Consider the following 23716-nt stretch of genomic DNA (forward strand, 5'->3'; position numbering starts at 1 on the left):
CCACCAGGAGGAAGCTGTAGTAAAAGTACGGGACTTTTTTAACTGCTACGAGCCCTTTAAATTGTGTGCCGGGGCAACCTTTTTTCACTGTTCTCTTGAAGTAACTTCTTAAGGGCCACAGGATTTTTTCTAGCCTCTGAAGCCAGTTCCAAAATCGAGTCAATTTCTTTTAGGAAGCTAATTAGTTTTTGCAGAGACATTTATCATACCTCCCACTGTTTTTTGGTTACATTGTAGCCCTTTAAGGTTAAGAATAAATAATGCTAGCATTATATTTCGTTTAAGATTTGATTTATTTTTGTTTATCACATATCGAGGGTACGTGGGAGGGGGAGAATAAGGCTCAGGAGTTGAGCAGGCCAGGTCCTCGGTATTTTTACTGGGGACCTGGCCCTGTTTTGCGAATTAGTTGTTTATTACCTGCTCGACCTGGGAGCCGGCTGTTCGATAGTTTTGGGGCGCAGCTTGCGGACCAGAGGTGGTATAATGAAGGCCAGGGCAGCGGCCAGGTAGAGGGTACCGGCTATGGGTCGGAATATCATTTCGGCCACATTGCCCTGGAAAGTCATGAGGGACTGGCGCAGAGCTGTCTCCATCATGGGACCTATGACCAGAGCCAGGACCATGGGGGCCGGCTCATAACCTTTGCCCCGCAGGAAAAAGCCTACTAATCCGAAAAACCCCAGCACCAGCAAGTCGAGATAGCTAGAATTAACACTGTAAACCCCAACTAAACATAAAATTACGATTAAAGGCAAAAGCAGTTGTTTAGGCACTTTCAGGATGTTGACAAAAAGCTGCACCAGAGGCAGGTTTAAGACCAGAAGCATAAAGTTGCCAATATACATGCTGGCAATAACGCCCCAGAAGAGTTCAGGCCGCTCCTGCATCAGGGTGGGACCCGGCGCGATGCCGTGGAGCATCAAGGCCCCCACTACCACGGCCATGGCCGGGGTAAAGGGTACGCCCAAAGCCATAAGTGGCACGTAGGCTCCCCCGACGGCGGCATTATTGGCGGCTTCCGGTCCAGCCACACCTTCAATAGCTCCCTGCCCGAATTCTTCCGGGTGTTTGGAAAACTTTTTCTCTGTAAGGTAGGAGACGAAAGTAGATATAACCGGTGAAGGCCCCGGGAGAAGGCCGATTAGAAAGCCGAGGACAGAACCCCTGAACATGGGGGCGATGGACCTTTTCCACTCTTCTAGGCGGGGTAATAGGTCACGCAATCTTACTCTAATTACCTCTTGTACCGTTCCTTCTTCTAAGGCTGTAAGCATTACCTCGGCTATCCCAAAGAGCCCCATGGCCACCGGTAGGAACTCTATTCCTTGACCAAGCTCATAATTCCCGAAGGTAAAACGCTCCGCCCCGGTCAGGCGATCAGTGCCTACCGTGCTTAGGGCTAAACCCAGGAGGACCATTATAATGTTTTTGAGTACGGAACCTCCGGTTAGGCGGACCAGCAGTACCAGCCCCACCAGCCCGATGGCAAAAAACTCAGGGGGGCCGAATTTTAGAGCAGCATCGGCCAGGGATTTGGCCGCGAACATGAGGCCGAAGATACTTAAGGTGCCTGCCACGAAGGAGCCAACAGCTGCAATAGTCAAGGCTGCGCCGGCTCGCCCTTTTTGGGCCAGCTTGTACCCGTCGATACAGGTAACTACCGAAGCTGCTTCCCCAGGGATGTTGAGCAGGATGGAAGTGGTGGAACCTCCATACATAGAACCGTAATAAATGCCGGCGAAAAAGATCATGGCCGTGGTGGCATCCAGGTTCAAAGTAAAGGAGAGGAGAATAGCCATGGAACCCAAAGGACCTATTCCCGGCAGCACTCCTACCACGGTACCTATAAAAGCCCCGGCTAGGGCGTACAGCAGGTTAACCGGTGTTAGGGCCGTAGCGAAACCGTACATTAGATTTTGCAGTACATCCATGAGCTATATCACCTACAGCCGTAGAATCATATCTTCCAGGGTACCCGCGGGCAACACTACACCCAGCAGCTTACTAAAGATTACGAAGGAAGCCACGGTTATGACAGCGGATAGTAAGAAAGAAACCGCGGGCGATTTATACCGGAACAACCGGAACAGGATGAAGAGCACGATAAAAGTAGCCAGCAGGTAGTGCAAGGGGCGTAAGAGAAAAGGATAAGCCAGGGTTACCAGCGCGACCCCCATAGGCTTTAACAGAGGTCCGGTGCCTTTATCTTCTGCTGCCTGGCGGAAGCAGCGGTAAGCGTTGAGGGCTGCCGCTACAAGCAGCAGGGCAGCTATAGCGGCGGGCATAAAGCCGGGATCGGGCTGGGTGAGGGTGCCAACCGAGAGGGAAATAGAACCAGCCAGGTAAATCAAAGCAAACACTAAAATGCCCAAGGCTATAATCTTTTCCTGCATTATTTCACCTGCCTGCCTGATTGTAGGGGCAGCGGGACCAATAATCCCCGCTGCCCTGAGCACCTTACTTCTTGCCGCTCTCAGCTTTAAGGTTCATCTCCTCAACAACCTTTTTTAAGCTTTCAACTTCTTTATCTAAGAAGGCCTTATAGGCATCGGTCTTCTTGAAATCGATAACCAGGTTGACCTCCTCACTGGCCTTCTTAAACTGCGGGTCATTAACTACTTGCTCCATGGCCTCGGCCAGAATGTTGATGATCTCTTTAGGTGTACCTTTCGGGGCCATGTAACCGCGATAAGAACCTTCCACCAGGTTGATACCCAGTTCCTTTAAAGTAGGCACATCTGGGAACATGGGTACCCTCTTTTCGGTATACACAGCCAGGGCCCGCAATTTACCGCCTTTGATAAGAGGGGTAACGGTACTCAGGTTGTTAGTATTGGCATCCACGTGACCTCCAGCGGCCGCCTGCCAGGCCGGGCCATCGCCCTCAAAGGGAATATTGTTGAATTTGACTCCGGCCAGCTTTTCTATCATTATAGCGTTATACCAGTCATCCCCACCTGTGCCCGAATTGGCCATTTTGAGCTGGCCAGGATTCTTCTTAGCATAATCGAGCAGGTCTTGCATGGTTTTAAATTTGCTGTCGGCCGGCACCACCATGATACCGGGATCAAAGATGATATTGGCGATGGGCTCGAAATCAGCCATGGTATATCCTGCATTGGGGTTTACCAGGTAATTGAGCTGGGTCTTGGGGGTGAGACAGGTAGTAAGGGTGTAGCCATCCGGCTTGCTGTTAGCCACTTCCTTCCAAGCTATGGCTCCATCAGCGCCCGGCTTATAAACGTTTACAAATTGCTGTTTCAAAATCTTCTCCAGGAAGGGCTGAACCAACTGCGCTAGCTGGTCGCTCCCTCCGCCGGGCTTAAAACCGTGAATTACTGTAACTGCCTTGGTGGGATATTCAATTTTTTTAGCTTCCTTTGTTTCTTTACCGGCTTCGGGCTGGGAACCTTTGCCCTGACTTCCACCTCCACAGCCGGCCGCTAGCAATAGCACCAAGAGAATAGTTAAAACCCCTAGTCCCCGTTTAATATAGTGCTTCATCTCTGAACCTCCTTAATTTAGTTTATTTTAATTTAATCTAAATTACCTCAGGTACAAAACCGGTGCGGGCAATGATGGCTTTAAGCTCTTGCTTCTCAGCCTCACCTAGAGGCAACAAGGGTAATCTGGGCTCGCCACCATACAGCCCCACCATGTCCATGGCCGCTTTTAGGCCAGCCACTCCCCAGCGGGTAGTAACGGCTGCGTTGATTTCCAAAAGTCTAAGCTGCATCTCCCGGGCCGCTTCCAGGTTGCCCGCCTCAAAATATTCCTGTACTTCAGCACACTGGTTGGGGAAAACGTTAGCTAAGGCTAAGGTCCCTCCTTTTGCTCCCAGAACAAGGCTGGGGAGCAGGAAACTGGCGGACCCGGCAAAAACGACAAAGTCCGGCGGTGTATTTTTAATAATCTCAGCTATTTGGACGATATTGCCGGAGCTGTCCTTGATGCCGATGATATTGGGATGGGTAGCCAGCTCCGCCACCAGTTTGGAGGACATATTAATGCCTGTATTCCGCGGCATGTTATAAAGAATTACAGGAATGGGGCAGGCATCAGCCACATCAAAGAAATACTTCTTGAGGGCTGCATCGTTATAGCTACCTTTGTAATAGCTGGGGGTTACGACCAAGACGGCATCGGCGCCGGCTGCGGCCGCATTCTTGGACAGGCGGATGGTCTCCCGGGTGGATTCGGCCGCTGTGCCAGCAATAACCGGTTTTTGTCCCGCAAATTTTTCACAGCAAAAACTAATGAGCCTTTCTTTCTCCTCTGGGTCCAGCAGCACGAATTCACCGTTGGACCCCATTACTACAATACCTGCCATTTTCGACTCCAGCCAGAATTTTAAATTGGCTTCCAGCTTATCGTAGGCAATTTTATCATCTGCGAAGGGTGTAGCAATGGGAGCATAAATACCATGTAGTTTAAACATACTTAGGACCTCCTCATGCGCAGTTGATAATTTTCTGGATAAAATATTTAAACAGTTTTGCCTTCCTTCACCTCCTCTAAACTCGCGTTATACAAAACAGCTCATCATGCTGCATTATTTCCGCTCTGGTGGGTTCTCCCGAAGCCACCCGGAGGATAAGCTCTAAAAGCTCCTGGCCTACCTGGGCTATGGTGGACTTGCCTTCCATGATGGGCCCGGCGTTGAAATCAAGGTTAGACTTCATTTTCTCATAAGTAGCACTATTGCCTGTTATTTTTATTACCGGTACCCCAGGGAAACCGGTGGGCGTACCGCGGCCGGTAGTGAAAACTACCACCTGGCAGCCGGAGACCACCAGACCGGTTACTGCTTCCCCGTCATGGCCGGGACAATCCAGGAGATATAACCCCGGTCCTTTAACTTCCTCGCCATATGATAGTACCCCACTAATTGGAGCACTCCCGGCCTTATATATGCCGCCCAGGGCTTTCTCCACTACCGTGGTAACCCCTCCGTCTTCGTTGCCGGGCGAAATCAAAGCCGAGCGGTGATGTACCCGGATATCAGATGTTGCCGCTTCCAGTCTTTTCTCCATCCGGCTAATGGTCTCCAATATGGCTCGGGCTACTTCTTCGTTAATCGCCCTGCGGGCCAGAATTTGTTCGGCTCCCAGGAGTTCGGTGACTTCGGTAAAAATGGCACTGCCCCCGCTGCCCACTATCTGGTCGGCTGCCCATCCCAAAGCGGGATTAGCTGCCAGCCCGGAGGTGGCATCTGTTCCTCCACATTTAAGTCCCAGGCATAACTGGCTTAGAGGAAATTCCTCCCGGGTCTGGAGGCTGGACGCCTGCACCAGGCTGGCAGCCAGTTGCACCCCCTTGTCCATGGCTTTTAAGGTGTCCCCTTCTTCCTGAATGATGACCACTTCTACCGGTTTGCCGGAGGCCGCGATACTTTCGGCCAGTTCCCGGGCCCGGAAACGCTCGCACCCCAGGCCGACTACCACCGCCCCGTAGAAGTTAGGATGTCTTCCGATTCCCTTTAAAGCCTTGGCCGTAAGCTCCAGGTCCAGACCTACCTGGCTACAACCCACAGGGTGGCAGAAGACTTTAGTACCTGCCACCTGTTCGGCAATACGCCTGGCTACGGTGTTGGCACAAAAGACGGACGGGATAACAGCGACCCAATTCCGCACACCCGGTAATCCACGCTTTCTCCTATACCCCCAAAATGAAGCCACTAAGCTCCTGACCTCCCTTGGCCCTGTGGCACCCCTTTGCCTCGCGTACAATAAACGTTATGGAGGTGAACCCAACTCCCCCGCTGTATATCCTGCCTGGCCCGGCCGATTTCCTCTCCGTATTTAATAATGGGTTGGTTGGGACTTAAATCAGTTAGGGCAACTTTATGCCCGAAAGGGATAGCTTCCCGGGCTATAAGCCTATACTCTTCCTCCTCGCCCTGCACCACAATTTCTTCCCCGGGCTTAACATTGCCCAGCATTACTGCCACATTATCGCGGGAATTAATCAAAAGAGCCCTGGCCATTAATATCCACCCTCTTCCCAGGGGAGCAGATTGCCCTCCCCATCGAAATTCCAGGGCGCCGGCCCCAGACGCTCAACCTCTATGGGACCCGTACATATTTCCAGGGCTGCCTGGGATAGGGCCAGTTTTTCTAGGTGCAGGGTGTTCTTGATCCAGGCTGCCTTGAGGTGTTTTTCGTCTACCTGGGGCAGGGAATAGAGGGCATTTAAAATAGCCTCCCGGTCATTGGCACAAATGATGGGTATCATGCCCCGCTGGACAAAGGTGCTGGTAAGGGTGTTTTTGTAAGTGGCTTTAAAATCAATACTGCGGTAAAGCTTTTCGGTTATAAAATCGGCCAGCCCCATACCCTGGGCATTGCCGCGGGAAGAAGCAGCCAACCTTAAGACCACTACCCTTTTTATTCGTGGTGTCTCCAGCTCTGGTTCTCCCCATATACGCCACCTTCCGATGACATGGGGATCCAGACCGGCACCGCTGTAACATTTGCCCATTTCTTCGACAACTAAAAGGTCAAGGTCCTCTAGCGGCAGCTGGGGCTTAAGGCGTTTAGCTTCCTCTAGTAGCCGGGAGTCTGTCTCCACAAAATCCTCCGGCCTTACCAGCTCGAGATGGGCCACCTCGCCATAAGCGTTCTCCACTATGGCTATACCAGCCAGCACGGGGGCTTTATGTAAGACCACCCTGGCCACTTCAGGAATAATGCGTCCCATGTCCAGGGGACCGTAGCGGTGCAACCTGGCAGCCTGGTACTCCTTGCCCAGCCCTACCGCGATCATCTTACAGAGCCCGCTTTGGACGGGTCCCCTTAAAGCGGTATGGAGCTTAACGCGGTTGATTACGATTATATTGTCGGCTTCCCAGGCATTTTTATCAATTAAGACCGGAAAACCATCGGCTAACTCTCCGATCTGCTCTACTTCCATACTGACAACCAAAGGACAGCCAAGGTTTTCTTCTGTCAGTCCCAGGGCCGTTAATACCTCTTTCTGGCCTTCTGCCGTACTGCCGCCGTGGCTGCCCATAGCATTAACCAGGAAGGGGCTGGCGCCCAGACCTTTTAGGAATTTAACCAGTTCCTTTAGCAGAGGTACTATAGAAGCGATGCCGCGGCTTCCCCCTGTTATAGCTACTTTGTCTCCTGCTCTTATCCGGTCCTTTATCCAGCTCGAGGCCAGCAGAGTTTCCAGCTTTTTAGCGGGTTCGTCTATAGTAACTCGCGGGAAGTGTTGCCGGCAAAGGTACATTAGCGGCAGGTTCATGCTTAACCCCCTAATTAAGGTGATTATAAAAATTATAAAATAGCGCCCTTGTCTGCCTGGCCTACATGAGAGCAGTAAAGGCTTAAGTATCCTCTTTTAACGGGAGATCCTCTAGAAGGAAGGTTCTTAAGCCTTTCAGCAATTTCTTCTTCGCTCAGCAACAAGTTAAGCTTCTTTTCTGCTATATCAATTTCTATAAGGTCACCGTCCCGAACTGCTGCTATAGGGCCTCCTACCCAAGCCTCAGGGGTTACATGGCCGATGCAAAAGCCTCTGGTGGCTCCGGAAAACCGGCCGTCGGTTATCATGGCCACTTTATCTCCTAGACCCATACCCGTGAGGAGGGCTGCTGGTATGGAGAGTTCCCGCATACCGGGTCCTCCCCGGGGCCCCTCATAACGGATGACTAACACATCCCCGGCCTTGACTTCTTTGTTCACGATATGGTGCATTAAGTCTTCTTCTGAGTCAAAGGTCTTAGCCGGACCCACATGCCGGGTAAGCCCTTCCTGCATGCCGCTCACCTTAACCAGAGCTCCACCAGGCGCCAGGCTCCCCTTAAGAACCACAATGCCTCCTGTGGGCTGGAGAGGATTGTCCAGGGAGCGGATAACCTCCGGGCGTTTCACGCTGGTGAAGTAACTCTCGATGGCCTCTCCTACGGTGGTCACCTTGGTATTGATAAGAGGAGCCAAGTTATTAAGGACCGCTCCTACTCCGCCGGCTGTATAAAAATCCCACAAGGTGTACTTGCTGGAAGGTTTGAACTTGGCCAAGCAGGGGGTACTGCTGGAAAGTTCGTCAACCTCCTCCAGGGTAAGTTCAATCTCGGCCTCCACCGCCACTGCCATGAGGTGCAAAATAGCATTAGTAGAGCCCCCGACAGCCAGTACAAAGCGCAGGGCATTGAGGAGGCTGTCCTTGGTTATAATCTGGCGGGGGGTAAGGCCTTCCCGCACCATGGCCACTATTCGCCTTCCTGTCAACTTGGCTATACGCCTTTTAGCAGCAAATGCTGCCGGGGTACTACTGGCTCCAGGCAAGCACATCCCCAGGGCTTCCACCACACAACCCATGGTATTGCCAGTGCCCATCATGGCGCAGACACCTGTACTGACACAGGTGTTTTCTTCAATATCCTCAAAATCCTGAGGGGATATTTTATTGTCTTGTAAAGCGCCCATGGCTTCTTTGATGTCACACATTACTAACTGTTCGCTCTCCCGGAAGTAAGGGAGCATGGGCCCCGGTGGCAATACTATAGCCGGAATATTCAGCCTGGCTGCGGCCATCAGCATGCCAGCAGGAGATTTATCGCAGGAAGGCAGGAGAACCAGGCCATCCAGGCTGGTGGCTCCTACCATTATTTCTATTTCAGCTGCCACCAACTCCCGGCTGGGCAGAGAATAATGCATACCGGTCCCCTGGGCTAGGGCATCACACACAGCTATAGTGTGAAACTCGACCGGTGTACCCCCGGCCTCCCAAATCCCTGCCTTGACAAACTGAGCCAGCTCTTTATTTACAAAACTCCCCGGGTGCATTTCGGCCCAGGAACTAACTACTCCAATCAGGGGTTTTCTTAAATCCTCTTTGGTATACCCCACAGCCTTAAACATAGCCCGCGGGTAAGCGCCCTTGAGGCCATAAAACATTTCTTCTGAACTGCGCAGCATCCTCTTAGGGTTCACCTGGTTCCTTCTCCTCTTTCGCTGCTTTAATGCCCTCTTTATTGAGCAGCAATACCTTGCGCTCAACGTTGGTTATGTGCTCTAGCATGGTCCGGCGCGCCTCCCGCGGCCGGCGGTTTTTTATCTGTTCCCAAATCTGGCGGTGTTCCTTGGCCATCAATTCCTTACGCCAGGGTATGGCCATGGACTGGCGTGAAGTGGGTTCAAAATACGCTTGCAGGGTTTGGGCTATAGTGCCGGCCGCCTGGATGAAAATGGGATTATGGGTAGCCAGGACGATGCGGTAGTGGAACTGGTAGTCCCAATCGGCAATAGTTTGACTGTTACCGTCCTGCAATGCTGTTTCTAATTGGAGCTGGGCTTCCTCTATGGAATGGAGGTCGGCTTCCTCTCGCCGTTCCGCCGCCAGAGCCGCGGCCTCTACTTCTATGGCCCGTCTTAATTCCAGCCAGTAAAGGAGTTGTTCATTATCAATATCTTCCAGGGGCACCAGTATCTGATCGTAAGGTCTTAAAGGCAAGCGCCTGATGAATACCCCATTCCCGTGGACGATTTCCAGGGAACCTGTAGAAGCCAAAACGCACAGGGCCTCGCGTACAGTTGGTTTCCCCACGCGAAACATTGCGCTTAGCTCCTGGAGGGAGGGCAAGCGGTCGCCGACCTGGTAATTTTGAGTTTCCACTAACCGGATAATCTGGTCTATGACATCTTCATACAATTTCTTTTTGCGGATGATAAATCTGCGGTTCATGATAACCCCCGGAAGATTCATATAACATACACATATATAGAGAGTTGAACTGTTAGACAATTTAATTATAATATTCGTCATCCCCTCGCGAATTCCTTCCTGCGTTAGCTTTATTTTCAATAAAAAATCGCTGGGCACAGCAGGTTTCTTCAAACCCTTTAAGTCAACTGGCCCTGTACGGGCTGATATCTTTACCTTTTCGGGGATATCCTTTACCGGGTGCGCTGTTGACCGATGAGGCTGGGATTTGGCTCAAGGGTTGTTTCTGTAAAATTATACCAAGGCCTCCTTGAAACCGGCTACAATGCAGATGCTTCGTCTAGAAATAATCTTGACGCCCTAATTAGTAGATTTTATAATAAACTTGAGGTGAATGATATGCGGCAAAAAATAGGTACGTCCATCAGCCCCCGGCTTCTATACAAGGCTAAACTCGTAGCTAAAAGTAAAAAGAAGCCTGTTAATGCTATAATTGAAGAAGCCTTAGAACAATACCTTTTTAAGAACAAGACGACTGAAGAGGAAGCTTCTGTGGTTCGGAGCACAAGAGGCATTATACCAGCCCAGGCTGAAGTAGTGAGAAAGATCCTCGAGGAGGAAGACTTTATTGAGGTTTGAAGAATTACCAGATGGTAGCCAGGTTTTTATCGATGCTAACATTTTTATTTACCACTTTAGCGGCATATCAAGCGAGTGTACCTCTTTCCTAGAAAGATGCGAGAGGGAGGAAATTTTCGGCTTTACGACCACTAACATCCTCCTGGAAGTGATGCACCGTTTAATGATGTTAGAAGCAGTAACCGGGGGCTTTGTTACCCCGGGAAACGTAGCCAAGAAATTGAGAAGCAGACCGGAGATTGTTAGGCAACTTCACATTTACGCTGAACAGATAGAAAAAATTCCAGCAATGAATATCAATATTGTGCCGGTTACTGAGGAGATATGTTTAAAGGCGTTACCATGGCAGCAAAAGTACGGTCTTATGACTAACGATTCCATTTTGTTAGTAGCTTGTCAGGAATATAACTGTTGGAACCTAGCTTCAAATGATCAGGTATTTGAAAGGATAGAAGCATTAACTCTATGGAAACCTTCCGATATAAGATTTATATGAGTTGATACGGAAAAGGCGATCATGATCAAAAAAAGCTATTCTGCTACCACTACCTCTATTAAGGCTCTGACCCCGGTGGGGTCACCTCCTCTTTTGCATTGCTCGCTCGCCTTCTGGTATCTCAGGTTTTGCTGTTCAATTTCTTTCTACCAGGAGGCTTTTTTATTGGCAACCGCTATTCTAAATCATTACAGGAAGGTTTTTTACACACTATACCGGACACTACTCTGCTTAACTTCGGTTCGCGAAAGTTTCAAAAGTGGTAATGCGCCACGCAAGGCACACTTGGCAGCTTCAGTTTTGGGGATATCCTTTACCGGTCGTGCTGTTTTCTGATATAATGGTCCCGTAATAAATTGGCCTTTTCACCAAAACAAGAGAGAGGGTAAAATAGGTGTTGCGCCTTATAGAAGGAAAGGATCCAGCCTGGCAAAACCTGTGGGCGGGCCGGCTGGCCGCCCAGGAAGAAGCGGCTAGCCGGGTGAGGGCCATTATTGGTGACGTGTTGCGCCGGGGCCAAGCTGCTGTCTTTGCTTATACCCGGGAGCTGGATGGCGTTTCCCTTACAGAGGAAACCTTCTGTGTCAAGCAGGAGGAAATAGAAGCTTCTTATAAATTCATAGAAGCCAGCCTGCTGGCAGCCATCAGGCGAGCAAGGGAAAACATTGAAGAGTACCACCGGCGACAGCTAACTAATTCGTGGATGATGACCGATGAGGCTGGCAATGTCGTGGGACAACTCTGTCGCCCTTTAAGGAGGGTGGGAATTTACATACCCGGGGGTACAGCAGCCTACCCCTCTTCTGTATTGATGGCGGCTCTGCCGGCTAAAGTGGCCGGGGTAGGGGAGATTGTTTTGGCTACTCCTCCACGGGCTGATGGGAGTATCCATCCTTTGGTACTGGTAGCCGCCCGGGAAGCGGGAGTAACGGAGATTTATAAAATGGGAGGCGCCCAGGCGGTAGCTGCTCTGGCCTACGGTACCGAACTGGTAAAGCCCGTAGATAAAATTGTCGGGCCGGGAAATCTTTATGTTACTCTGGCCAAAAAGGAAGTCTACGGCCAGGTAGATATTGATATGCTGGCCGGGCCCAGTGAAATTGTGGTGGTAGCCGACGCTTCGGCCCGGGCCGATTGGGTAGCGGCAGATCTTCTTTCCCAGGCCGAACATGATCCCCTGGCCGGAGCAGTGCTCATTACGCCGGAAAGGGATTTGGCTCAAAAGGTAATAGTTGAGGTAGAAAAGCAGCTGGCCGGTCTTCCCCGGCGAACCATAGCTGCTCAAGCCCTAGAAAATTATGGCGCAGCAATAGTAGTGGAGGATATGGCCCAGGCCATAGAGGCAGCCAATAACTTGGCACCGGAACATCTCGAGCTTTATGTGGCTGATCCCTGGCGGTGGCTGGGCCTGGTGACCAATGCCGGGGCTGTATTCCTGGGGCCTTTTTCGCCCGAACCGGTAGGCGATTATTTGGCCGGGCCCAGCCATGTTCTGCCCACAGGAAGTACGGCCCGCTTTTATTCTCCCTTAAGCGTGGATACTTTCCTTAAAAAGAGCAGTCTTATTGCTTATAGCGCCGAAGGTTTGCTTAAGGTAGCCCGGGAAGTGGAAGTGATAGCCCAGGCCGAAGGGCTGGAAGCCCACGCTCGTGCAGTGGCTCTACGCCGAGAGCGGTTGGAGAGGAGTACAGGCGGCCATGGAAGATAGACGCGGGAACCTCCGACGGGGAACTGTGACGCGGCAGACCGCTGAAACGGATATCAAAGTAGAGCTAAACTTGGATGGCCAGGGCAATTTCCAAGGTACCAGCGGCATTGCCTTTCTTGACCACCTCTTGGCCCAGTTCGCCAGGCATGGTCTTTTTGACCTCCGGGTGGAGGCCAAAGGTGATCTGGAGGTGGATAGCCACCATACAGTAGAGGATTTGGGGATCTGCCTGGGACAGGCCCTGGCCCAGGGACTGGGAACGAAAGAAGGGGTAACCCGCTATGGTAGCGCTCTTATTCCTATGGACGAAGCCCTGGTGCAAGTAGCCATAGACTTGAGCGGCCGGCCCTACCTAGCCTGTGAACTGGAGATAACGGTGGAGCGCCTGGGGCATTTAGAGACAGAGCTACTGGAGGAGTTTTTGCGAGCTTTTGTCAACCACGGTGGGTTGACCCTACATGTAAGAAAACTGGCGGGCCGCAATGGCCATCACATTGCGGAGGCTCTCTTTAAAGCCCTGGGCCGTGCCCTGCGCCAGGCCGCAAGCTTCGATCCGGAGGCTAGAGGAGTGCCTTCTACCAAGGGTGTACTGTAAAGAGAGTAAGAGGGAAAAATTTTTTGAGGGCGTGATCCAGCTTGCAACCCATTAGAATTATAGATTACGGCATGGGGAACCTCTTAAGCGTGCAAAAAGCCCTGGAAGCCCTCGGCTTCCCCGCCGTTATCACCGATAAACCGGAAGAAGTGCTGGCTGCTCCGGGGGTTATCCTGCCGGGAGTGGGGGCCTTTGGCGACGCTATGGCAGCTTTACAAAGGTGCGGCATGCAGGAAGCCATAGGGGAAGTTTGCCGCCGCGGTACCCCTTTTCTGGGCATTTGTTTAGGAATGCAGCTCCTTTTTGAACTCAGCGAGGAAGGGGGCTTAAGCCCAGGTTTGAGCCTGCTCAAAGGGCAGGTTAAACGCTTACCGTCGGGGGTCAAAGTACCCCATATGGGCTGGAACCAGGTGAGCTTTTGCCGGCCCAGCCCCTTGTTCAAGGGGATACCTGAAGCATCATTTTTTTATTTTGTACACTCTTACCATGTAGAACCTCAAGATCCGGAAATTGTAGTGGGAGAGACGGAATATGGTGGCCGGTTGGTGGCGGCCGTCCAGGCTGATAATATTTTCGCCGTTCAATTTCATCCGGAAAAGAGCAGTACCTTAGGCCTTAAAGTGTTGGGCAACTTCGGGGAGTTGGTATATAATGATCGTTTTTCCCGCCATTGACCTGCGCCAGGGCCGGTGTGTGCGCCTGTACCAAGGGCGGCCGGAGGCGGAAACAGTTTACTCCGACGAACCGGTGGAAATAGCCAAGAAATGGGTAAAGGAAGGCGCTGCCTGGCTGCATGTGGTGGACCTGGATGGCGCCTTTCAGGGACAACTGCAAAATTTACATATTATCCGGGAAATTATCGCGGCGGCCGGTGTCCCCGTGCAGGTGGGGGGAGGAGTGCGCAGCCTTAAAGATATAGAAGCTTTAATACAGGCCGGAGCTGCCCGGGTAATTTTAGGGACAGCAGCGGTGGCAGAGCCCGAACTGGTAGCCAAGGCCTGTAAGGCTTATGGTGAAGCCATTGCCGTAGGCATTGATAGCCGGGATGGCCTGGTGGCCATTAAAGGCTGGGGATCCACTACCGAGCGCCAGGCAGTGGACCTGGGCCGGGAGATGGCAGCTCTAGGGGTAAAAAGGATTATTTACACCGATATCAGCCGGGACGGCACCTTACAAGGGCCTAATCTGGCGGCTATACGGCAGATGGCTTTAGCCTGTGGCCTTCCCCTTGTAGCTTCCGGAGGAGTGGCCGCTTTAAAGGATATAATGGCCTTACGTGAACTGGAACCTCTGGGAGTGGAAGGTGTAATTATTGGTCGCGCCCTCTATAACGGGCAGTTTACCCTGGAGGAAGCGCTGGCCGCGGCAGGACAAGATTTTAGTGCCCGGCCGGCCGGGAAGGGTCTGGAGGCGAAAACAGGTGCTGACTAAGCGCATTATTCCCTGTCTGGATGTTCATAACGGCCGGGTGGTAAAGGGGATTAATTTCTTAAATTTGCGCGATGCCGGCGATCCGGTGGAATTGGCAGCGGCCTACGATCGCGCAGGTGCGGATGAACTGGTTTTCTTGGATATTACCGCTTCGGCAGAAGGCAGGGATATCATGCTGGATGTGGCCCGGCGGACGGCCGAGCAGGTGTTTATTCCTTTTACGGTAGGAGGAGGCTTAAGGAACCTGGAAGATATCCGCCGGATGCTGGCTGCGGGAGCAGACAAAGTATCCCTAAACACGGCGGCGGTGGAGAATCCCCAACTGGTAGAGGCTGCTGCCAGGCGTTTCGGCAGCCAGTGTGTTGTGGTAGCCATTGACGCCAAGCGCTGCGGCCCTGGCCGGTGGGAAGTGGTGACCCAGGGCGGGCGACGGCCCACGGGCAAAGATGCTGTGGCCTGGGCCAGGGAAGTAGCCGCCTTAGGGGCAGGGGAAATTTTGCTTACCAGTATGGATTGCGATGGTACCCAGGACGGTTATGACCTGGAATTGACTGCTGCTGTGAGCAGCAGCGTCAATATTCCGGTGATAGCCTCTGGTGGGGTAGGCACTCTCAAACACCTGTTAGAGGGGCTGACTGTTGGCGGCGCGGATGCTGTGCTGGCGGCTTCCATTTTCCACTTTGGGACTTATACCATTGCGGAAGTAAAGAAATACCTGGCCGAAAACGGTGTGCCGGTACGACCAGTATATGATGCAGAGCCATAGGGGTGAGCTTCTGGATGGAGATTTCCCTTCCTGCTGAACTAAAATTTAATCAAGAAGGGCTTATCCCGGCCATAGTGCAGGATGTGGAGACGGGACAAGTATTAATGCTGGCCTATATGAACCGGGAAGCTCTGGCCCGTTCTCTGGCCACGGGCCAGACCTGGTTTTATAGCCGCAGCCGGCGAAAGCTGTGGCATAAAGGAGCTACTTCTGGCCATTACCAGCATATAGTCAGCGTAGCCTATGATTGCGACGGCGATGCTTTGCTATTTAAGGTACGGCAGGAAGGTGTAGCCTGTCATGAGGGTGAATTTTCTTGTTTTCATAACCACTTGCCCCTAAAAATAAGAGCCTCCCAGGTGTCTGAAGGACAAAATGAAGAAGAACAAGTTTCCCAGATGAAACTTGGCGAGGAGCAACTGAAGGGAACGGCTTCTGACCTGGGGCGGGTCTTGAACGATGTTTTTCGCATTATTCAAGAACGCCAGGCCATACGGCCGGAAGGTTCCTATACAGCCTACCTTTTTAATCAAGGCCAGGATAAAATCCTAAAGAAAATTGGCGAAGAGGCGGCGGAGGTGATTATTGCTTCTAAGAATAAAAGTGAGGCTGAAGTTCTTTATGAACTGGCCGATCTTTATTATCACACCCTAGTGCTTATGGCTTACCATGGACTGGACCCTGGCAGGCTGGCTCTGGAGCTGGCCGGCCGGCGCCGCTAGGTTGTTGTTGACACCCTGTACGAAACTACATTAAGATAAATTTTAAGATAATAAGTAGGATGGCAGGAAGGCAGTTAGACATGCTCCCGCCGGGAGTATTTTTGTTTATGCTCCTTAATCAGGGAGCTACTGCCTCGCCAGCTGGTATATTAATTGGAGGAGGCAAAAGCAATGAGGAAAGGATTTTTGACAGTGGCGTTTTTGGTGTTGACGTTGGCGTTGGTGGGATGTGGAGCCGGGGGGAGTCAGACTAGTACCAGTAAGGAGGGCAGGCCGATTGAGGTAGGCAGTACGGCCAAGGTAGTTAAACTGGGTATCATTCAAATAGTGGAGCACCCGGCCCTGGATGCGGCCCGCAGGGGTTTTTTGGACACCCTGAAGGCCAACGGCTATGAAGAGGGGAAAAACCTACAGGTAGATTTCCAGAATGCTCAGGGGGACCAGTCCACTCTGCAGGCCATTGCCCGTAAGTTCGTTCAGGATAAAAAGGACCTCATCCTAGCCATAGCTACCCCTTCTGCTATGGCTATGGCCAACGAAACTAAAGATATTCCCATTTTGATTACAGCAGTAACTGATCCGGTAGCGGCAAAATTGGTTAACAGTATGGAGAAACCTGGTACCAATGTTACCGGCACTACTGACATGAATCCCATTAAAGAACAGCTAGAACTGTTGAAGCAACTGGTTCCCGCTGCTAAAAAAGTGGGAGTGATCTATAACTCCAGCGAAGTTAATTCCCAGGTACAAGTAAATATTGTTAAGCAGGCAGCGCCGGGACTGGGTTTGACTGTAGTGGAGGCCCCGGTTACAGCCAGCAATGAAGTAGTACAGGCTACCCAGTCGCTGGTAGGGCGGGTGGATGCCATTTACGTTCCCACCGATAATACTGTAGTATCGTCCATTTCAGGAGTACTCCAGGTGGCTGAAAAACATAAGATACCAGTAATTGCAGGGGAGAGCAATACGGTGGAGGCCGGTGCCCTGGCTACCATTGGTATTGATTATTACAAGTTGGGCAAGCAGACGGGGGAAATGGCTCTTAGAGTTTTGAAAGGCGAGAAGCCCCAGGATATGCCTATTGAGAAACAAAAGGACTTGAATATAGTGTTGAATGCCAAAGCGGCGGCTGTCTTTGGAATAACTTTTCCGGAGGAACTGAAAAGGAAGGCGAGTAAAATTATAGAGTAGGTGAAGGTTCATGTCCTTGAGCATCTGGTTGGGGGCCCTGGAGCAGGGTTTATTGTGGGGGATCATGGTACTGGGGGTATATATGACCTTCAGGGTCCTTGATTACCCCGATCTAACCATCGATGGCGCTTTCACTCTGGGGGCAGCAGTAGCAGCCAAATTGATTTTAGCAGGCTACAGTCCCTGGGTGGCCTTGGTGGTGGCTGTGATTTGCGGCGCACTGGCCGGTTTAGCCACCGGGCTTTTGCATACCGAATTGAAGGTGGCTCCACTACTTTCGGGTATTCTGACCATGATTGCCCTCTATTCTATTAACCTGCGGATTATGGGACAGGCTAACCTGTCCCTTCTTCGTGTAGAAACCATTTTTACCTGGGTTAAACAATTTTCTGCGGTGGGTTCCTTGGGACCTTTTTTATTGGGGTTATTAATGGTAGCAGGGGTAACAATCTTGCTTTATATTTTTTTGCAGACGGAATTGGGCATGTCCATACGGGCTACAGGAGATAACGGGCAAATGATCCGTAGCCTGGGAGTTAATACCAGTACCATGAAACTGGTGGGCCTGGCCATAAGTAATGCCCTGATAGCCCTTTCTGGCGCCTTAGTGGCGCAGTATCAGGGTTTTGCCGACATTGGGATGGGCATCGGGATGATTGTTGCTGGACTGGCTTCAGTTATTATCGGTGAGGCGCTGGTTGGCAGTATGCCTCTTTTCCGGGCTCTGCTGGCAGTCACTGTAGGTTCCATAATTTACCGGGCTGTGATCAGCCTGGTATTGCAACTGGGGATGCCACCCACGGATCTCAAGTTGCTAACTTCGTTGATTGTGGTGGTAGCCCTCTCCTTTCCCCTTGTGCGGCAGCGCCTGGGATTGCGGTCATTACGGTTGAGGAGTGAGCAGGTTGCTGAAACTGGTCAACGTATCCAAGATCTTTCATCCCGGCGGGGTTAACGAAAAGGTGGCTTTAAAGGAGGTCAACCTGCACGTCCGCCCGGGAGAGGTAGTGACCATCATTGGCAGCAATGGTGCCGGTAAATCTACCCTTTTAAACGTGGTGGCCGGAGTTTACGACATCGAGGAAGGGAAAGTTATCTTGGACGGGCAGGATATTACCCGGTGGCCTGAACACCTCCGGGCGGCCCACATTGGACGGGTTTTCCAGGATCCCATGCAGGGAACAGCCGCCTCTATGACCGTGGAAGAAAACCTGGCCCTGGCCTTGAGAAGGGGTTGCCCCCGCCGCTTGCGATGGGGAATTACTGTGGCAGAGCGAGAACTGTTTAAAGAACGCCTGGCTCTTTTAGGGTTGGGCCTGGAAGATCGCTTAACGACCAGGGTGGGTCTTTTATCCGGCGGCCAGCGGCAGGCGCTGACCGTGCTTATGGCTACCATCGCTACGCCCAAGTTGTTATTGCTGGACGAACATACTGCTGCCCTGGACCCGCGCACCGCTCGTAAAGTGCTGGAGTTAACGGAAAAGATTATTGCCCGCCATAAGCTTACCACCCTTATGGTAACCCATAATTTGGAACAGGCATTGCGCCTCGGTGACCGGACTATTATGATGCACGAGGGGCGTATTATCCTGGATATATCCGGCCCGGAGAGAGAAAGGGCCACTGTGTCTGATCTTTTAAGAATGTTTGAGCAGGCCAGTGATAGTATTTTTGCTGATGACCGGGTTCTTTTCACTGGAAATTAGTTTTGATCAAATTGCCCGTATTTGTTAAGGCCGTGTAAAATTTCAGTAGGTAGCGGCAGGAGAATGGGGATGTGATAAAGAAAAAAGAGACCTCACCGGAAAAAACACCAAAAGCAAAGCAAAAGGAGCGTGAGGTCTCATGTTAGATATTCGCCAAATAGTAGGCGTTTGTGCACAAAACAGGGGAAACCTCACTAAAAACGCATAAGCTAGTCTACTTGGCGGAAATTGCCCAGGTTAACCTAGGTGAGGAGCAATTAAAATTCCTGGGACTACTGGATGCTATAGGGCCAAGTGCTAGGTATCCCAAAGACCTAAAGGCAGCACTTAAAGGGTATTCACGAAAAGTCACTAAAGATTACCTTGCCCGGACGAGGGAGGTGCTGGAATGTCTAAGAAACGAGCTGACGTTGAAGCCGTAATTCGGGACTTTGCCGAGGCCCTTAAGGAACAAGGTCTTAAAGTGGATAAAATAATCCTCTTTGGCTCCCAGGTTAGGGGCGATACCGCGGAGGATAGCGATATAGATTTGCTGGTCGTCTCGCCAGACTTTGCAAAAATGCCTTTTCACCGGCGTCTTGAGGTCTTAGGTACAGCTATTGCTAAAGTACGGAAACCTATCGAACCGTTAGCCTGCACGCCGGAGGAGGTGCAGGTGGAAAAGCTAAGCAAAGCCAGTTTTCTGTACGACGTTCTGGCCCGCCAGGAAACGGTAGAGTACAGGGTTTAGGGTTCTGTTTCGCTTAGATTGTCACTTGCAAGGGGTAATTATTAATGGAGACCATTAGAACATAAGAAAAAATTGACAGCCATAGAAATGTCAGTTTCAAGTTTTTTGAGGTATTCGTCTGCTGTGACAGCAGCGGGTAGTACGGATCTGTCTGCGCCCAGGACAAAGAGCGCCCAGCCAGTTTAGAATTTCTAGTCGCACGTACTCTCGTAGGGAGCTCTTACCGTGAAGGCAAGCTTTTACCTGCGCCGAGTGCAGAGCTGTATCCCTTTTTCTCGCATTCGTTGGAGCGTCCTCTGTACTAAGCATTCGTTCCCGGTATTCAGGTGGCAGAAACGTGCTTCCGCATACGCAAGACACTTGATAAAGTCAGATCTATATACCTACGGCTAGGGGCGGGGGATGGCGGCGTCAATCCAAGCCATAACCCGATCGCGTTCATGCTCTGCTCGCATGTGAGAGTATGCTATTATTACCTCGGGGCCAGGGGCAACTGCGATGCCAGCACCGTACTGGCGGGCTTAGGCTTGCCCTGCCCACTTTACCCTTTCCGGCTTAAAGTTCATGCTGCCTAATTTGGGGACCGGGTGACTCACTGGCCTTGGGTTCAGAGTAGCTTGCCAGACTTCTCCCTTATACATGGGACGCATCTGGTGCAAAACTGACGCAGACGTGCGATAATATTTTGACATTAGTACAGCGTTACCTATGCCCCACGCCGCATTAGTACAGTTGTTAGTTATTCTTAAGCCAACCTGATCCTCCAACTAGTATTTGCAGCCTACCTATGAGGAATTGACGGTTTTGCAACAGTAAAATCAGCGAAAAGTTGATTTCCCGGATCAAATTCCCTGTATGCTGAAGGTGGACAATCCGTCGGCAACAAGGGGAAAGAGGATGATCGACGTGGTCGGCAAAAAGATGATTCGCAGTTCTTCAATCTAGTGTGCTAGCTCACCAGCTCAGAATTATTAGTTGGTCAAAAGGATAGTGAGCAACATTGCGCGTAACAAGGATCAGGTTCCGGGACATAGCGATGGCAGCATTGATTACATCTGCCAAAGACAAGACGTAGCCCCTGGCCAGCCAGTCTCGACGAAGTCTACCAGCTAAAGCAGCCTCTTCATAAGTTGGCGTGACATAATAATAGAGTTCTTGAAGCATGGTTTGGGCCTCTGTTTGCTCATTTTCTGGAATCCCGGTTAAGAATTCAATTACTGTGACGCTAGAAATAAACAGTTCTTCCGAATTAATATCACGTAATAGTTTCTCCGCCCTTTGCCGCCATTGGTTGCGCTTGCTGCGGTTTAAATCGATTAAGAAGTCAGTATCAAGCAAAGCTCCATAAATTGCTTTCTTAAACGCCATTTAATCTACCCTCACATCCTTTTCGCGCAAACGGTTGACAAAGGCTAAAGTATCATCCCCCTCTTCCGGTCTTCTATCAGGTACTAGCTCATCAGTAATGAAGCCCTCTCCTTTTTGGATGTAAGCCAGACGTCTTTGCCGCCTTAATTCTTTCTCAATAGCGGAGAGGATAAATTTTGAACGGTTTCCCTTGCCCGCTATAGCATCAATATCTTTGAGAATCTTGAAAGGTAATCTTACTGCTGTTATTTTTGAGTCTTTACCCACATTAACCATAAAAACACTCACCTCGCTTTGTATTACAATAAGTATAACACAGGCTAAAAAATATTCAATACGCAACTGTACATCACTAAGCAGTTCTTGACACCGACATTTGTCAAAATCTGTTTGACCATAGAGAAATCAGGCGATATAATGCTATTGGAGTGACAGCGAGCGGAGGGCTTATATGCTTGTGCAGAGGGAATTGCTCCATGGAAGATTCAGGTTTTTAAAAGGGGGAAAGCTATGACTACTTCTGGGCGCGACCATTATAAACAATTAATAGGATATTTTTGCTATCTGTTAATTTTAACCTTACTACCTACCATTGCTGGGGCACTGCTTACAGCCTGGCAGGGTGTTCGCCTGGAGCATTTTTTATCAGCAGCCATGGTAGCTGTAGTCCTGGCAATTATCCTTAGCCTGCTGACGCTGTTAATTCTCTGGCAAAAATGGATACGGCCTCTGGCCGGTCTGGAGAATTTTCTCAAGATTTTGGGAGAAGGGGACCCGGTCAAGGCTGATAAGCTTTTTTCCGGATTAGGTTTAAGTGTTGCTTTTAGACAGTCGGTTATCGCAGTCCTGGACAGTTTTTTCCGAATTATAGGCCACATGCAGCGCAGTTCCGATGAGTTAAATTACTTTGTTAACCTCCTTCTGAAAGGAACCTTAGCCATCCAGACCAGCTTCCGGGAGATCACCAGCGCTATGCAGGAAATTGCTGGTGGAGCTGATGAGCAAGCCGGTGCTGCCCAACGGATCGCAGAAAACATGGGGATTTTGACCGGTCTGGCAGAGGAAATTGCAGAACAGGCCCAGGCAGGTTCGCATTTAGCCGTCCAGGTCCAGAAAAGGGAACAGGAAGGGAGAACCCTTTTAGAACAACTTCTCCAGGAAATTGAAGAAGCAGCCGGTTCTAATGAGCTGGCGGCCCGGCAGATGCACCGGCTGGAAGAGAAAATGGCCCAGATCAGCGAATTTGTCCGGGTGGTGACAGCCATTGCTGAACAAACCAATTTGCTTTCCCTCAATGCAGCCATTGAAGCAGCACGAGCCGGAGAACAAGGGCGTGGCTTTGCTGTAGTGGCTGATGAAGTGCGCAAGCTGGCAGACCAGTCAGCTCAGGCGGCTCAAAACATTACCAAGCTGGCCGGTGAGATCCAGGCGGAGGCGCGGGAAACGGCCTTACAGGTGGAGAGGAATGTCGAACTGGTCAAAGGCAATATTGAAAGAGGGCAAAATGCCCAGGTAGCCTTCCTGGCCATAGGCCAGGCCATAGCGCAAGCAGTCAAAGCTATGGAGGAGATAAATAATCGTGCCCAGCAGCAGGTAGAGCGAGTGCGGTCGGTCAACGAGGACGCCGCCCGGATGGCGGCGGTGGCCCAGGAAACAGCAGCCAGCATCCAGGAAGTTTCGGCAGCGACCAGTGAACAACAGGCCGTCATGAGTAAAGTGGAACGAAGTATGCAGCAACTGGCAGACATGGCTCAGAATTTCTTTAATTTAGCAGCCGATTATACTAAGGGCGGCTGGGACGAAGCCACTTGCCGGGAATTAATTGCGCAAGGGCATAAAATCTTAGAAGAAGTGGCGGCCAGACCAGAAGTACAGAGAATGGACCTTGGGGTGTTAAAGCCTATATTAGATCAGGCCTTTGAGAGCTCTCCCGTAATTCAAACCCTTATTGCGACTTTACCCGATGGTACGGCCATATATAATAGACCGCCCGCTAAAGTTACTAACTGGGCTTTCCGGCCATGGTTCCAGGTGGCTATGGAAGGCAAGAATTTTTCCACCGAACCGTACATAACCCAATCTACTAACCGTCTAGCCATTACAGTTTCCGTACCGGTGAGAAAAGAAAATGGCGAAATTGTAGGAGTTTTAGCAGCTAACCTGGCACCGGACAAAGGCTAATATAAAAAATGGACCGTGGGTAATCCCGCGGTCTTTGTTTTTGGGTAGTACTTTTTGCGAGACTGTTGAATAGAAATGGAGAGAGGGTTTGATTAACCTGCTAAAATAATTGTTTAAGAGAAGGTGATGATGGCCATGGGAGCTAATTTAGAAGAATTACGCCAGCGCCTTCTGGCAGCTGGAGCAGCGGGGAAGACTAACCTGGTGGAAGTGTTGCAGGAAATGGGCATATCCCCGGATAACCCAGCTGTAGTCCAGGAATTGCTGGCCCAGGCAGGCTTAAAGCCGGAGGAGTTGGGTGACAAGGAGAAGTTGGCCCAATATATTAATCAGATGACCCAAAGCCTTTCACCCGAAATAAAGAAGAACATCGCGAACTTCTACACCCAGTTGGCCAAGGACATGGGTGGTGAGATCCCCGAGGATTTGCAGCGGTTTCTCGCCGACTGGCAAAAACGGTAGGAAAGGAAAAATGGCCCCGAGAATCGGGGCTTTTTTAACCTGTATAGAA

General features: G+C 50.9%; 26 protein-coding genes. 14 read left to right on the forward strand and 12 right to left on the reverse strand.

All coding sequences use genetic code 11. The annotated features are described in order from the left end of the window. Positions 1–56: 56 nt before the first annotated feature. From AC1BI1_RS04180 to AC1BI1_RS04225, 10 genes are all read right to left on the reverse strand, one after another. A complete protein-coding gene (locus AC1BI1_RS04180; RefSeq protein ID WP_476716018.1) occupies positions 57–200 on the reverse strand; it encodes a hypothetical protein in 144 nt (47 codons plus the stop codon). Positions 201–416: 216 nt separating this feature from the next. Then, complete coding sequence (locus AC1BI1_RS04185) at positions 417–1934, reverse strand: tripartite tricarboxylate transporter permease (protein WP_476716019.1); 1518 nt, start codon at positions 1932–1934, stop codon at positions 417–419. Positions 1935–1946: 12 nt separating this feature from the next. Then, complete coding sequence (locus tag AC1BI1_RS04190; protein ID WP_476716020.1) at positions 1947–2396, reverse strand: tripartite tricarboxylate transporter TctB family protein; 450 nt, start codon at positions 2394–2396, stop codon at positions 1947–1949. A 64-nt stretch (positions 2397–2460) separates the two neighbouring features. Continuing rightward, entirely contained in the window at positions 2461–3507 is a 1047-nt protein-coding gene (locus tag AC1BI1_RS04195) for a Bug family tripartite tricarboxylate transporter substrate binding protein (protein WP_476716021.1), read from the reverse strand. A gap of 37 nt (positions 3508–3544) precedes the next feature. Beyond that, positions 3545–4441 (reverse strand): 4-hydroxy-tetrahydrodipicolinate synthase, encoded by an 897-nt coding sequence (gene dapA / locus AC1BI1_RS04200; protein ID WP_476716022.1) that lies wholly within the window; start codon positions 4439–4441, stop codon positions 3545–3547. A gap of 76 nt (positions 4442–4517) precedes the next feature. Next, the gene (locus AC1BI1_RS04205; RefSeq protein ID WP_476716023.1) at positions 4518–5681 is read right to left on the reverse strand and encodes a UxaA family hydrolase; all 1164 of its coding nucleotides are present in this window, start codon (positions 5679–5681) and stop codon (positions 4518–4520) included. Continuing rightward, positions 5681–5989, reverse strand: a complete 309-nt coding sequence (locus AC1BI1_RS04210) for a UxaA family hydrolase (protein WP_476716024.1) — start codon at positions 5987–5989, stop codon at positions 5681–5683. Before AC1BI1_RS04210 ends, AC1BI1_RS04205 begins: the two co-directional genes overlap by 1 nt. Next, positions 5989–7251 carry a nickel pincer cofactor-dependent isomerase, group 22 gene (locus tag AC1BI1_RS04215; protein ID WP_476716025.1) on the reverse strand — a complete coding sequence of 421 codons (1263 nt, stop codon included), beginning with the start codon at positions 7249–7251 and terminating at the stop codon, positions 5989–5991. The genes AC1BI1_RS04210 and AC1BI1_RS04215 overlap by 1 nt, the downstream gene beginning before the upstream one ends. A gap of 32 nt (positions 7252–7283) precedes the next feature. After that, positions 7284–8927 carry a dihydroxy-acid dehydratase gene (ilvD, locus tag AC1BI1_RS04220; protein WP_476716164.1) on the reverse strand — a complete coding sequence of 548 codons (1644 nt, stop codon included), beginning with the start codon at positions 8925–8927 and terminating at the stop codon, positions 7284–7286. Between the two features lie 4 nt (positions 8928–8931). Further along, on the reverse strand, positions 8932–9693 hold the full coding sequence (locus AC1BI1_RS04225) for a FadR/GntR family transcriptional regulator (RefSeq protein WP_476716026.1): 762 nt from the start codon (positions 9691–9693) through the stop codon (positions 8932–8934). Between the two features lie 234 nt (positions 9694–9927). Between AC1BI1_RS04225 and AC1BI1_RS04230 the strand changes: the two genes are divergently transcribed. From AC1BI1_RS04230 to AC1BI1_RS04285, 12 genes are all read left to right on the forward strand, one after another. Continuing rightward, positions 9928–10311: a hypothetical protein gene (locus AC1BI1_RS04230; RefSeq protein ID WP_476716027.1), complete on the forward strand. Its 384-nt coding sequence runs from the start codon at positions 9928–9930 to the stop codon at positions 10309–10311. Continuing rightward, on the forward strand, positions 10301–10807 hold the full coding sequence (locus AC1BI1_RS04235) for a type II toxin-antitoxin system VapC family toxin (RefSeq protein WP_476716028.1): 507 nt from the start codon (positions 10301–10303) through the stop codon (positions 10805–10807). The genes AC1BI1_RS04230 and AC1BI1_RS04235 overlap by 11 nt, the downstream gene beginning before the upstream one ends. Before the next feature lie 394 nt (positions 10808–11201). Next, complete coding sequence (gene hisD, locus AC1BI1_RS04240) at positions 11202–12515, forward strand: histidinol dehydrogenase (RefSeq protein WP_476716029.1); 1314 nt, start codon at positions 11202–11204, stop codon at positions 12513–12515. Then, on the forward strand, positions 12505–13110 hold the full coding sequence (gene hisB, locus AC1BI1_RS04245; protein ID WP_476716030.1) for an imidazoleglycerol-phosphate dehydratase HisB: 606 nt from the start codon (positions 12505–12507) through the stop codon (positions 13108–13110). Before hisD ends, hisB begins: the two co-directional genes overlap by 11 nt. A 41-nt stretch (positions 13111–13151) precedes the next feature. Further along, positions 13152–13784 carry an imidazole glycerol phosphate synthase subunit HisH gene (hisH, locus tag AC1BI1_RS04250; RefSeq protein ID WP_476716031.1) on the forward strand — a complete coding sequence of 211 codons (633 nt, stop codon included), beginning with the start codon at positions 13152–13154 and terminating at the stop codon, positions 13782–13784. Further along, the gene (gene hisA / locus AC1BI1_RS04255) at positions 13762–14541 is read left to right on the forward strand and encodes a 1-(5-phosphoribosyl)-5-[(5-phosphoribosylamino)methylideneamino]imidazole-4-carboxamide isomerase (protein ID WP_476716032.1); all 780 of its coding nucleotides are present in this window, start codon (positions 13762–13764) and stop codon (positions 14539–14541) included. Before hisH ends, hisA begins: the two co-directional genes overlap by 23 nt. Next, the gene (gene hisF / locus AC1BI1_RS04260) at positions 14531–15307 is read left to right on the forward strand and encodes an imidazole glycerol phosphate synthase subunit HisF (protein WP_476716033.1); all 777 of its coding nucleotides are present in this window, start codon (positions 14531–14533) and stop codon (positions 15305–15307) included. Before hisA ends, hisF begins: the two co-directional genes overlap by 11 nt. A 14-nt stretch (positions 15308–15321) precedes the next feature. Then, positions 15322–16029: a bifunctional phosphoribosyl-AMP cyclohydrolase/phosphoribosyl-ATP diphosphatase HisIE gene (gene hisIE, locus AC1BI1_RS04265; protein WP_476716034.1), complete on the forward strand. Its 708-nt coding sequence runs from the start codon at positions 15322–15324 to the stop codon at positions 16027–16029. A gap of 171 nt (positions 16030–16200) precedes the next feature. Then, positions 16201–17220 (forward strand): ABC transporter substrate-binding protein, encoded by a 1020-nt coding sequence (locus AC1BI1_RS04270; RefSeq protein ID WP_476716035.1) that lies wholly within the window; start codon positions 16201–16203, stop codon positions 17218–17220. A gap of 10 nt (positions 17221–17230) precedes the next feature. Further along, positions 17231–18175, forward strand: a complete 945-nt coding sequence (locus AC1BI1_RS04275; RefSeq protein ID WP_476716036.1) for an ABC transporter permease — start codon at positions 17231–17233, stop codon at positions 18173–18175. Then, entirely contained in the window at positions 18126–18926 is an 801-nt protein-coding gene (locus AC1BI1_RS04280) for an ABC transporter ATP-binding protein (protein ID WP_476716037.1), read from the forward strand. The genes AC1BI1_RS04275 and AC1BI1_RS04280 overlap by 50 nt, the downstream gene beginning before the upstream one ends. A gap of 388 nt (positions 18927–19314) precedes the next feature. Beyond that, on the forward strand, positions 19315–19656 hold the full coding sequence (locus tag AC1BI1_RS04285; RefSeq protein ID WP_476716038.1) for a nucleotidyltransferase domain-containing protein: 342 nt from the start codon (positions 19315–19317) through the stop codon (positions 19654–19656). A 954-nt stretch (positions 19657–20610) separates the two neighbouring features. On the opposite strand, the gene AC1BI1_RS04290 is transcribed toward AC1BI1_RS04285, so the two are convergent. Together AC1BI1_RS04290 and AC1BI1_RS04295 are read right to left on the reverse strand one after the other, a co-directional pair. Beyond that, positions 20611–21024, reverse strand: coding sequence for a type II toxin-antitoxin system VapC family toxin (locus tag AC1BI1_RS04290; RefSeq protein WP_476716039.1), 414 nt, complete (start codon positions 21022–21024; stop codon positions 20611–20613). Further along, entirely contained in the window at positions 21025–21300 is a 276-nt protein-coding gene (locus AC1BI1_RS04295; protein WP_476716040.1) for a YlcI/YnfO family protein, read from the reverse strand. Between the two features lie 234 nt (positions 21301–21534). On the opposite strand from AC1BI1_RS04295, the gene AC1BI1_RS04300 reads away from it, so the two are divergent. Together AC1BI1_RS04300 and AC1BI1_RS04305 are read left to right on the forward strand one after the other, a co-directional pair. After that, a complete protein-coding gene (locus tag AC1BI1_RS04300) occupies positions 21535–23205 on the forward strand; it encodes a methyl-accepting chemotaxis protein (protein ID WP_476716041.1) in 1671 nt (556 codons plus the stop codon). Between the two features lie 135 nt (positions 23206–23340). Next, positions 23341–23667, forward strand: coding sequence for a hypothetical protein (locus AC1BI1_RS04305; RefSeq protein ID WP_476716042.1), 327 nt, complete (start codon positions 23341–23343; stop codon positions 23665–23667). Positions 23668–23716 lie beyond the last annotated feature (49 nt).

The organism is Thermanaeromonas sp. DSM 22490, assembly GCF_056378755.1.